Annotated in this window: 8 protein-coding genes; 5 read left to right on the top strand and 3 right to left on the bottom strand. The window is 61.2% G+C overall.

Annotated features, from left to right (window positions below; all coding sequences use genetic code 11):
• From BEN47_RS18295 to BEN47_RS18285, 3 genes are all read right to left on the bottom strand, one after another.
• Positions 1–1,029, bottom strand: a 1,029-nt coding sequence (locus tag BEN47_RS18295; protein WP_498365946.1) for a choice-of-anchor Z repeating domain-containing protein, incomplete at its 3' end; no start/stop codon positions are given.
• A gap of 697 nt (positions 1,030–1,726) precedes the next feature.
• Complete coding sequence (locus BEN47_RS18290; protein ID WP_070730524.1) at positions 1,727–3,250, bottom strand: beta-helix domain-containing protein; 1,524 nt, start codon at positions 3,248–3,250, stop codon at positions 1,727–1,729.
• Between the two features lie 186 nt (positions 3,251–3,436).
• Positions 3,437–6,274, bottom strand: coding sequence for a TonB-dependent receptor (locus BEN47_RS18285; protein ID WP_070730522.1), 2,838 nt, complete (start codon positions 6,272–6,274; stop codon positions 3,437–3,439).
• A 238-nt stretch (positions 6,275–6,512) separates the two neighbouring features.
• Here BEN47_RS18285 and BEN47_RS22560 point away from each other — a divergent pair, with 238 nt between their 5' ends.
• The 5 genes from BEN47_RS22560 (at position 6,513) to BEN47_RS18265 (ending at position 11,515) form a co-directional block, all read left to right on the top strand.
• The gene (locus BEN47_RS22560; RefSeq protein ID WP_262490418.1) at positions 6,513–6,644 is read left to right on the top strand and encodes a hypothetical protein; all 132 of its coding nucleotides are present in this window, start codon (positions 6,513–6,515) and stop codon (positions 6,642–6,644) included.
• Positions 6,645–6,861: 217 nt separating this feature from the next.
• Entirely contained in the window at positions 6,862–8,055 is a 1,194-nt protein-coding gene (locus tag BEN47_RS18280) for an AAA family ATPase (protein WP_070730520.1), read from the top strand.
• Positions 8,052–8,804, top strand: coding sequence for an HNH endonuclease family protein (locus BEN47_RS18275; RefSeq protein WP_070730518.1), 753 nt, complete (start codon positions 8,052–8,054; stop codon positions 8,802–8,804). Before BEN47_RS18280 ends, BEN47_RS18275 begins: the two co-directional genes overlap by 4 nt.
• Positions 8,804–10,018, top strand: coding sequence for a glycosyltransferase (locus tag BEN47_RS18270; RefSeq protein ID WP_070730515.1), 1,215 nt, complete (start codon positions 8,804–8,806; stop codon positions 10,016–10,018). The genes BEN47_RS18275 and BEN47_RS18270 overlap by 1 nt, the downstream gene beginning before the upstream one ends.
• A gap of 213 nt (positions 10,019–10,231) precedes the next feature.
• The gene (locus tag BEN47_RS18265; RefSeq protein WP_070730513.1) at positions 10,232–11,515 is read left to right on the top strand and encodes a lipopolysaccharide biosynthesis protein; all 1,284 of its coding nucleotides are present in this window, start codon (positions 10,232–10,234) and stop codon (positions 11,513–11,515) included.
• Positions 11,516–11,719 lie beyond the last annotated feature (204 nt).

Below are 11,719 nucleotides of genomic sequence, written 5' to 3'. Positions count from 1 at the left end.
GCCGGCCAGGAGCGAGGTGACCGTGAGCGAGCCGGTGGCCAGCACGCCGGTGGGCTGCACGATGGCCACCACGCTGGCCGCCGGGGCCGCCGGGGCAGCGGGCGCGGCGTCGATGGTGACGGCCAGGGCGGCCGAGACCACTCCGTCAACCGCGACGCGCAGGCTGTAGGCGCCCGGGGCCAGGTTCGTGAACACGCCCGTGGTGGAGGTGAGGGTCGCGTTGATTCCCACCAGGGTGTAGACGCCGCCGGAGAGGGCCGCCGTCACGGTGAGCGAACCGGTGGCCACCAAGCAGGTGGGCTGCACGACGACGGCAATCGGGATGGCCAGGACTGGGGCGGCGAGCGTGGTCGCGCTCACGCCCAGCGAAGGCGGGCTGGGGCCTCCGCCAGCGGCGGCCGGACAGGTGCCGGTGACGGTGATGAGGTACGTGGTGGCGGGCAGTAGGCCCGGCACCGCCACGGTGCCGGATACGGTGGCGTTTACCGTCACGGCGGCGCCCAGCAGGGGCGTGGCCGTCACGGTGTAAGGCCCGGTGGTGCCGCCTCCCTCGAGAATGCTCACATTAAGCGTGGTGCTGTTGACCACTGAAACCGCCGGCGTGCTCACCGCTACGCACACGGCCGCCGTCACGGCAAAGTTCAGCGTATTAGACAGGAGCCCCGTGGGGTTCAGCACCGTAATGCTGTTGGTGGGGCTGGGCAGGGCCAGCAACGCCGCCGGGATGGTCGCCGTGAGCTGTGTGCCCGACGTCACGGTGGTGGCGAGCGGCGCGCCGTTGAAAAGCACCACGCTGGTGGGCAATGTACCGACCGAGGTCAGAAAGTTGGTGCCAGTTATGGTAAGCGGGACAGCTAGGGAACCCGCCGTCGCCGAGGTAGTGGAAAGCGCAGTAATAGTGGGGGGCTGTGTGAGGACCTGCGCACGCCCCACAATGGGAGCTAAGCTGAACAATAACACCCACGCCCATGCAATTGGCCATAGAAGCCTGCGGGTACTTGCCGAAAAAAGTTTAGTAAATATTTGCATGAGCGATGATTTTTAGATGTAGGAAAGAATAAAATGCACTCAATCCATTCATGACAATTTTGTCGCCAAATACCCTTTGCAAATACAACGGTCACTATATCAATTGGATGAGTGTCTATAGGGCCTGCAATTATTCCAATAATGAGAAATTACTCTATTTTTTGGATGCCTACTCTGTGCGTGATGTTTTGTCCTTACGCCCTAGCGTGATTCCCATCCCGCCCTACCAGTTGGTGCCGGTCCGGGGCGGATTTTTTGACTAAGCTGCAGGCCGCCGACGCTCGTGTCAGCGGCAACTTATCGGGCTGTTCCGTAATTGAAGGAGAGCATCAAAAAGTGTGGGGCAGATGGGCCACACCCAAGGCAGAATAGCGAGCGGCGGCGGCTGAGCTCACCGCTTTCACCGATATGTACGGCTGCTCAAATTAAGCCCAGAGGCTGATGACCATCAATGCCCCACACTTATAGATGCTCTTCTATTACGGCGGGCGTAGCCGGCACGCGGAGCCAAAGCTACTGCACCGGCGGGGCCCGCTGTTCGATAGAGCTAGGAACTCATCAGAGAACCAACCCGAAATCCACCACTTAAGGCTGCAGCGCCGCTACGTTCACCCGCAACCTGCCGCAACGCCAAAAACCAGGGCTGCGGAACAGCCCTGGTTTTCGGTAATGCGTCGTGTGCCGAACCGGCAGTCGCCTAGTAGTCCGTATTCTGTGGGTCGAAATTGGTCCAGCTGGCCAGCCAGTTGGTGAAGCCCGGGGCGTTGGGGTCGCCAAAGGCGCCGATGTAGTTCACCGGGGTGAAGAAGGAATCGGTCAGCTTGCTGTCGGTGAAGCTGGCCGGGGCGGCGGGGGCGGTGGCCGGAGCCACCGTCACAATGGGCGAACCCGTGCGGGGCAGGAAGCTGGGAGCGGTAAGGCTGAAGGGATTGAGCAGCTGCACGTTGTCGGCGGTGGTGTAGCGGCGGTTGGCGTTGGCTTTCAGCCAGGTGAGCGGGCCCACGGCACTGCCCCAGGCGGCCGAGTCGGCGCTCATCACGCTGTTAGCGGTCAGGCTGCCGGCGCCGCCCGTGGGGCCTACGTAGAGGAGCTGGCGCTGCCCGGCGGTGGAGTTGGAGCCGGTGAGGGAGCCGGCCACGATGTTATTCTTGAAGCGGGCATCGCCGCGGGCAATGCTGGCGGCCGTGGGGGCGCCGTCGATGAGTACGCCGGTGGGGAAGCCCACAATCACGGAGTTCATGATGCTCTGGGCCGAGTTGCGGCGCAGGTGCGCGCCGGCGGTGTACTGCGGGCTGTAGTTGGCCGCCGCGGGGTTTAGGATAGGGCCCACCGCGGTGACGTTGGAAAACACAGCCGAGGTCTGCGGGGCGTTGTTGGAGCCGCTGCCGTCGTTGTCCGACTCAAATACTTTGGAGCCCGACTGGTCGGCCTGCAACGGGTCGCGCAGCGAAACGGCGAACTGCACCTTGCCCGAAAAGCCGTGGTCGGTGTCAAAATCGTCGTCGAAGCCGCGGTGGGCTACCAGGTACTTGGCATTCACGGTGCCACCGAACCACTCAAACGAGTCGTCGCCGCTGTACGACACCTGAATGTGGTCGAGCGTAGTGCCCGAGCCCACGGCGGCCAGCGTGAGGCCGTTCACCTCGTTGTTGGGCGAAAAGGCCACGCCGCCGAACTCGATGCGCACGTACTGCAGGGTGCCGGAGTTATCGGTCGCGTTGGTGCCGCCGTATAGGGTGGTGGGGCCGCCCTCAACGATAGGCCGGGTGGTGCCAATCAGGGTATTTACCGGGGCGTTGCCGGCCAGAACAACGCCGCCCCAGTCGCCGTAGTTGCGCGCGCCCTTGGGTTGGTTCGAAGTGAAAACAATGGGCTTGGCGGCCGTGCCGATGGCAATGAGCTTGGCACCGGGCTCGATGATGAGGGCGCCTTTGGTGTCTTTGTCGCCTTTGATGATGGTGCCGGCCTCAATGGTGAGCGTGGCGCCGGAGCGCACGTACACGTAGCCTTTCAGCAGGTACTTGTTGGCGGCGGTCCAGGTGGTGTTGGTGGTGATGGGCGCATCGACCGTGACGGCTGGTCCGGTGGGGACGCCGCCGGGGCCGGGGCTGGTGCCGGTACCCACCACATTGGGGGCGGGCGTGATGTCTTTCTTATCGCACGAAGCCAGAGCGAGCAGCAGCGTGGCGGCAAAAGCGAGGGAAAGCGTGTTCTTTTTCATAGAAAGGGGGGGGGGATGAAAAAACTGAGCGGGGAAGGCGCGGCTGGGTTCACCTCACTCCCGGCCCCTCTCCCGCGGAGAGGGGAGCCACGGCAGCACAACGGCCTGTAATCGTCAGGCTCCCCTCTCCGCGGGAGAGGGGCCGGGGGTGAGGTCTGCCGCCTGAGCAAACTGCGGGCAACAGCGCTAGGGCAGCGGCGTAGTGGCGGTGCTGCGCGGCTCCAGGTTCAGGCGCAGGCCCAGGGTGTAGTAGGTACCGCGGCGGAAATTGGTGAGCGAGGGGTCGGCGGCGGTGTACTTGCGGTCGTTGCCGTAATCCTGCACCAGGTTGGTTTGCTGGTTAAGCACGTCCTGAATACCCGCGTTCAGTGAGAGGCGCGACGATAGCGTTTTGGTCAGGGACAGGTCGATGGTGTGGCGCGGCAGCTCCACCACGTCGGGGTACTGGTCGCTGCCGGCAAACAGGATGCGCGGGCCAAATACGTTGTAGAGGGCCGCCACCTGCCAGCTATTGTCGGGCGTCTGGAAATACAGGCCACCGTTGTACACATAGGGCGACTGGCCCTGCAGCGCGCGCTTTTTGTTCCAGGCCACGATGTCGTTGCCCAGGGTCACCTGGCTTTTGATGAGCGAGGCGTTGAACACCACCGACAGGTTTTTCAGCCCTTCGCTCACGAAGGTGAGGTCCTTTTTCAGGTCCAGCTCCACGCCGAAAGCGTAGGCGCTGGGGGCGTTGGCGAAGGTGTAGGCCAGGTTCGAGGTCAGCACCACCACGTTTTCGATGGGGTTGGTGAAGTTCTTATAGAATGCGCCAACGTGAATCAGCTCGCCGGTGCTGGGGTACAGCTCGTAGCGCAGGTCGAAGTTGTCGATGGTGGCCACTTTGAGCGGGCTGTCCGGCTTGAGGTACAGCGAGCCGTAGTTCAGCACGTTGAAGTCGAAGTCGTAGTAGAAAAACGGCGCGGCCTCGCGGAATTCGGGGCGGTTCAGGGTGCGGCCGTAGGAAGCGCGCAGCAGGCTTTTGGTGCTGAAGTTGTAGCTCAGGTTGGCCGAGGGCAGCACGAAATTGGTGGTCACGTCCTGGGTCACGGGCTGGCCGTTGATGCCGGTGGCAATGGACTGCACGTTGCGCTCGTAGCGGGCGCCGGTCAGCAGCTTCGTGTTTTCGCCCAGGGGGAGGTTAACCGACAAGTAAGCCGCTTCCAGCTCGTTCGAAGCGCCGTAGTGGTAGGTGGAGTTCAGGTCCTCGTCCACCCGAAAGCCGTCGGAACCGATGTTTTGCGGGGAAAAAATGTTGCCCACGTTCTCGTTGCGCAGGCCCTGCAGGCCTCCCGCGTTGAGCGAGTAGCCCAAGGCGCGGGCGTTGAAGCTGCGCTTGCGGTATTCCAGGTAGGTGCCGGCCGCAATTTCCATTTCCCGGTCCGCCACGCTCACCTTGTGCTTGGCGTTGGCCGTGGCGGTGAAGATGTGCTCGTCGAGCTTCTGGTACAGGCGGCCGGCGTTGTTGGCGTCCACCTGGCCGGCGGCGGGCGTGAGCACGGTCTGGGTTTCGGGGCGGCCATCGCCGGCAGCGGGCGTCACCTGGTACGACACGCGGCGCAGGTCGGGCTCGTTGCGGCTGGAGTAGCCATAGCCGCCAACCCAGTCAAAGTGAGTCTTCTCCTTGTTGAAGACGTGCGTGCCGGCCAGCTGGCTGGTGTAGGTGGTACGGCCCTGGTAGCCCGATTGGTAGCTGCGGCGGTTCAACACGCTTTGGTCGTCGAGGCCTTCGCGCGTCACCTGCTGGTTGCGGGCCTGCTGGCTAAACAGGTTGCGGAACTCCAGGCGGCCACCATCGGCGAGCTGCAGGCTGAAATTCTGAATAGCGCCGAGGCGCACGTTGTTGGTCGACTGGTCGTCCTTGAACTGGTCGGTCCGGGCGCCGTCCACGTCGAACAGGTTGCGGTTGATGTTGAAGTGGGTGTAGGCGTTGGTGTAGTTCAGCGAGGTCACGCTGCCGATTTCCAGGCCGGCGATGTTGAATTGGTCGAGGTAGGACAGATTGAAGCGCATGTCGGGCATGGCCTTCATCTTGTAAATCGCGAAGTTATTGTCCAGCTGCCGGGCGTAGAAATCCCGCTCGTACTGCTGATAGGCCGAGCTAAGCTGCGGAAAGCCGTTCGGAAGCTCCCGCTTCACAGCCCCAAAGCCGAGGGCGTCGCCGGCCTGCGTTTTGTCGGTGAAAAAATCATGGCCCGTGGTGCCGTCGCGGAAGCCCGTGGAGTAATTCACCGTGAGCAGCTTCTCGTTGAACACCGGCTTGCGCAGGTACACTTTCACCAGGCCGCCAGCAAAGTCGCCGGGCAGTTCCGGCGAGGGGTCCTTGAACACCAGCACCCGGTCGAGCAGCGAGCTGGGCACGATGTCGAAGGAAAACGACTTGCGGTCCGTCTCGGAGCTGGGCGCGCTCACGTCGTTCAGCCACACGGTGTTGTACCGGTCGCTCAGGCCCCGCACCTGAATGAAGCGGTTGTCCACAATGGTCACGCCCGGAATGCGGCGCACCACTTCGGCCGCGTCGCGGTCCTGCGTTTTCACAATCTGCTCGGAGGAAATGCCGCTCACCACCACGCTGGCCTGCCGGATTTCGTTGATAACCGACACTTCCGTGTTGGTACGGCGCACGCCGGTCACCACCACTTCGTCCAGCGCTTTGCTATCGGCCAGCAGCTGGCCGTCCACTACGGTGGTTTTGCCGGCTGCCACGGCTATTTTTTCCATCCGCACGGTTTTGTACGACACCGACGACACCACCAGGGTATACACCCCAACCGGTACTCGTTCCAGCGAATAAGAGCCGTCAACGCCCGTGGGCCCGGCCATAGTGGTGTTCTCCAGCAGCACCGTGCCGCCGATGATGGCCTCCTGCGTGGCCCCGTCCTTGAAAGTGCCTTTGATGCTGCCGGTGCCCTGGGCCGCGGCGGCAACCAGCGTGGCAAAGCTCAGCAGCAGGGCGAAGAGTATCCGAGTAATGGCGTTTTCCATAATGGGTGCAAATTTCCGGCTGGCCCGTTGCCTTAATATGCCGCCACCTTTATCGGATTGTTACCATATTGGAATACTGCCTTCCGCGTCGCGCTGGTGATGAAAGATGAAGCCGCAAAGGCCGGCGGCCGAGGCTTTGCGGCACGGGCAGACCGGGCCGCCGCGGAGCGTGCCCGCCGCCTGTAGGGCTGCGGCTTTACTTTGTAGCAAATTCTGGCTTTCCCCTCTTTCTTTTTTATTGAAAACGCCCCGCGTACTGATGCTGCCCAAGTGGTACCCGCACCGCTACGACGACCAGGACGGCGACTTCGTGGGCCGGCACGTGGCCGCCATCGCGGCGTTTGGTAGTGCCGAGGTGGCCGTGCTCTAATATTTCGGAGCAGTTTTCGGGTTAGTGTACGGGGCCTGCCGGGCAATAGCGCGAAACCCCGCTTCGCGCTATTGCCCGGCAGGACCTGACTTGAAAACTGCTGTAGAAGGGAAATCTAGTTTCGGTTCCGTAGTAGCCTAACTGGGGCTACTTGCTTCCAACAAGCTGTAGCACGGCCACAGGGGTTATCTTTGCTTACTATCCATCCTCCGCTGCCATGATTACCCGCCAGGAATTTCCTTATCTGCAAGAGTTGGTTATAAACGACGCTTACGCCGTTAAGAATCTACGCGTGCCAGTGTTTGAACCGGGGCAGGAGTTTAAGCATCTGGTGCTGACAGGTCGGAATGGGTCGGGAAAGACAACGGTTTTACGGGAAATAAATTCTTTATGGTCGCGACCCCATAACGTTCTTTCTTCGGATGGTAAATTCACTGACCATCTCAATCCTGATAAGAAGATAACCATCTATTTCACGGCTCAGATTAAAAACGAGAGTGTAATAAACCTGGCAACGTTGCTAAATAGTAAAATCGTTATAAATACTTTCTTTGAGGCCACTAGAAAAGTACAGGTTTTAGATGTTTCTTCTGTCTTGCGAGAAGATTTTATGGATGAACGTGTTCGAGGTGGGCATCCTATGCAAGGTTCACCATCCGAGTTATTTAAGCAATATTTAGTTAATAAGAAAGTTTTTCAAGTATTCGACACAATAGATGGTAACGACGAAGTAGCTGAACGTCAAGCAGTGTTTTTTGAGCGATTAGAAAAAGTATTTCGACAAATATTCGGTGACTTAAAACTGAACCTTGAATTTGTGCGTGAAAGCTTTGAGTTTTATATTAATCTCTCTGACGGGCGGCGTTTTACATTCAATCAACTTTCCGCTGGCTACTCGGCCTTCTTGAGCATTCTTACAGATTTGCTCATGCGCGTAGACCTATTGCGCAAACAAGCCAACGACTACACCTATGACCCCTGTGGTTTCGTTCTCATCGATGAGCCGGAAACGCACCTGCATCTGGAAATGCAGTATCAGATTCTGCCGCTGCTTACGAACCTGTTTCCCAATCTGCAGTTTATCGTGGCCACGCACTCGCCGGCCGTGGCGTCGAGCATTAAAAACGCGACGGTGTTTGACCTGAGCACGGGGCAGGCATTGGGTGATGAAGCGGCTGGGTCCTCTTTCTCCGAATTAATGCAAACGCATTTTGGGTTGGAAAACGAGTATTCCAACGTGGCCGATAAAATTTTGGAAGAAGTAGCCGAAGTTGGCCAGATGACTGACCGGGCGGCGGCGCTGGTGCGGCTGCAACGGTTGCTTGAGGAACAGGGGAAGTATATGTCGCCGGTGCTTCGCCTCGATGTGCAGGCGCACTTGCTTCATTTGCAGCGCGAGCAAGCAGCATGATTAGCATACTGCGCCCCTTACCTCCGGCGTCGCTGAATACGCCGGAAATGAAGCAATACGTAACCGCCTGTGCCGTTTATGCCGCCGCTTGTGCCGCTGCTTCCGACCCTGGCACCGTACCTCCGCCTGCCAAGCCCGGCGGCTATCGAGGCTCGGACGTATTGCGGGCTTTCGACACCCACTTCTTCAGCAAGTGTTACCTGACGGAGCAATGGCACGGCAGTTCCTACGAAATGGACGTGGACCATTTCGTGCCGGTCAACCAAAACCCGGCTCTTAAATTTGACTGGAACAATTTATTTCCAGCGGCTCATAAAGCCAACATGATGCGTCCGCGCCAGTGGCCGATGGGTGGCTTGCTCGACCCTTGCCGCGACCAAATAGAAAACCGCCTATTGGCGACTATTGGCCCAAATGGCCAAGCACCGCAGTTTGAGGCAGCCAATGCCAGCGACCAAGCAGCCTGTAACACCGCCGAATTGCTTAATACGTTGCATAATGGCAAGCCCGGCGACGAAGCTTCGCGGTTGAACACGCGTCATCTGCGCGTAACGATTGCTGAGCAATATGACCGGGTGCTACATGCCATTATTCGCTTTCAACAAGCCGAGCAAAGTCAAGATGCTCAACGGGGCGCGCAGGCCCGCCGAAACTTGCGCAACCTGTTGTCGAAAAAGGCTCCATTTACTATGTTGATGCGTGCCATGTACGCTGTGGTAGAGTTTGTGCCACAAGAATTGCTGGACTGATGGGCAGTGAGAGTCGCTCATTCTCTAAAGTCCTTCACCTGCCCAAGTGGTACCCGCACCGCTACGACGACCAGGACGGCGACTTCGTGGGCCGGCACGTGGCCGCCATCACCGCGCACGGCCGCGCCGGGGTAGCCGTGCTGTTTGCGGCCGTGGCCCGCGGCCCGTTGCCCGGCTTGATTGATGTAGAAGAGGATTTCACCGGCCCCTGGCCCACGCTGCGCTACTACTACCGCGCCGCCCCCACCGGCTGGGCCCTGCTCGACAAGCCGCTGAAGCTACTGCTCTACTTCTGGTGCCTGCTGCGCGGCTACCGGCGCCTGTGCCAGCACTGGGGCCAGCGGCCCGACCTGGTGCACGTGCACGTGCTGCTGCGCACGGGGCTGTTTGCCTGGGCCCTCAAGGTCGTGCGCGACATCCCCTTCATCGTTACCGAGCACTGGACGCTGTACCTGCCGCTGCGCTCAGGCAGCATTTCGGGGCTGCGCTGGGTACTCACGCGGGCGGTGGTGCGGCGGGCGGCGGCGCTGCACACCGTATCGGGTGGCCTGCGCGATGCCATGGCCGGGCTGGGCTTTGTTAATGCTAATCCGGTGGTTATTGCCAACGTGTTAGATACGAGCTTGTTTCATCCGGAAGAAAAGTCGGCTGCAAGTGCCGCGCCCACGCTGCTGCACGTTTCGGCGTTTACCGACCAGGTGAAGAATATTTCGGGCGTGCTGCGGGTGGTGGCCCGGCTGCGCGCCGCGTGGCCCGGCCTGCAGCTGCGCATAGCCGGCTACGGGCCTGACGAAGAATTTCTAAAAGAATACGCTGCCACTCTGGGCCTACTGGCCGATGGCACCGTGGCCTTCCTGGGCAAGCTCCCGCACGCCGCCGTTGCCGCCGAAATGGGCCGCGCTACGGCACTAGTGTCCTTCAGCCGGGCCGAAACCTTTGGCTGCGTGCTGCTCGAAGCGCGGGCCTGCGGCTGCCCGGTGGTGGCTACCCGCACCGGTGGCGTGCCGGAGTTATTTCAGCCCGAAAATGCCTTTGGCCTGCTGGTTGAGCCGGACGACGAAGCCGGCCTCGAAGCCGCGCTCACCGCAGTTCTGGATGGCCGCGTGCAGTTCAATGCAACCCAGCTGCGAGCCGATGCCGCCGCAAGGTGCGCCCCCGAAACAGTAGGAGAAGCCTTCGGAACAGTGTATCGGCAAGCACTGAGCCGGCACTGAACCGCACTCCCCTCCTTTTTTAAGGAGGGGACGCTTACGCAAAGCGTAAGCGGGGGTGGTGCAGTCGTTGCACGATGGATGAACGATTCCCTCATGAGTCGTTCGGCCATCGTTCAACGACCTCACCACCCCCGTCCGAGCCGTTGGCTCGAACATCCCCTCCTTGAAAAAAGGAGGGGATTTGTGCGTTCTTGCGCACTTCTTCGGCTTTTTATGATAAAACGTATTCTCCAGCACTTCGCGGCCCGGGTACTCACGGCGGGGCTCAGCTTCGCGGTGGTGTGGCTCACGGCGCGGTACCTAGGGGCAGCGGGGCGCGGGGAAGTCAGCCTGTTTTTTACGGATATGTCGGGGCTGGTGCTGCTGGCCGGGCTGGTGGGCGGCTCCTCACTGATATACCTGGTGCCGCGCCGCAACGTGTGGCACCTGCTGCTGCCGGCCTACGGCTGGGCCGCGGTGGTGAGCGGCGGGGGCGCCGCGGCAGTGGCCCTACTGCGGCCGGTAAGCCCGAGCTATGTGCTGCACCTGGCGGCCGTCACGCTGGTGCAGGTGCTGCTGTCCATCAACGTGTTTCTGCTGCTGGGCCGGCAGCGCGAGCGCGCCTACAATGTACTCACCACGGCCCAGGCGGCGCTGCTGGCCGGGGCGTTGGTGGTGGCGTTTGGCCCGTTGGAGTGGCCCAGCGTCACGGCCTATTACTACGCCAACTACGTGGCCTACGGGGTGCCCTGGCTCCTGAGCACTGCCCTGCTGCTGCGGCTGCCCGATGCCTGGCGCAGCCGCCCTGCCGGGTACGAGCGCGCGCAGCGCCGGGCGGCGGCCCGGGAGCTGGCCCGGCACAGTCGCGGCGCCCAGCTCTCCAACCTGCTCGCCTTCGCCAACTACCGCTTTGGGTACTACGCGGTGGCGTATCTGGCCGATGCCCGGTCCCTGGGCATCCTCTCAGTAGGTGTGGCGCTGGCCGAGGCCATTTGGCTGATTCCGCGCAGCACGGCCCTTATTCAATACGTGGCCCTGGTAAATGCTCCCGACAAGCGGGCCCAAACCTACGCGGCGTTTCGGGGCAGCCGGCTCACGCTGCTGGCTACGGCCGTGGCCGTGGCGGTGCTGGCGGCAGTGCCGGCCGCGTGGCTGGCGGCGGTGTTCGGTCCGGATTTCGGCGCCGCTCGTTCGGTTATTCTGGCGCTAGCCCCGGGTATTCTCATCAACGGGGCCGGCATGCAGGCCAGCGCGTACTTCAGCGGCACGGCCCGCTACGGCGTCAACAACCGGGCGGCCCTGCTGGGCTTGGCCGTCACGGTGCCGCTATGCCTTTGGCTGGTGCCGAAGCTGGGCATGGTGGGGGCCGCTGTGGGCATGTCGGCCTCCTACACCGCCAGTGTGGGGTATCTGGTGTGGCACTACCGCCGCGCGCTGGGCACCGAGTGGCGCGACCTGCTGCCCGGCTGTGGCGACGTGCAGTGGGCGTATGGGAAGGTGATGGGGGGAGAGGTTTGAGCAGTAGGGAAAGGGGCTATTAATGTGAATAGGAAATGAAGAATAACGTCATGCTGAGCGCAGCCGAAGCATCTCGCGTGCCACCACTAATCCCAACGACTGAGTTAGGACGTGTGAACAATTAAAGCCACATCAGGATGGCTCCTAGCGTGACCATTGCCAGAAAGGTACTGGCGTTCTTCTCGTAACGCGAGGCGAGGGCCC

Origin of the sequence: Hymenobacter lapidarius, from assembly GCF_001816145.1 — a bacterium.
Lineage (GTDB): Bacteria > Bacteroidota > Bacteroidia > Cytophagales > Hymenobacteraceae > Hymenobacter > Hymenobacter lapidarius.
The sequence above is the reverse complement of the archived record's forward strand: the minus strand, read 5'-3'. Positions and strand labels throughout refer to the sequence as shown.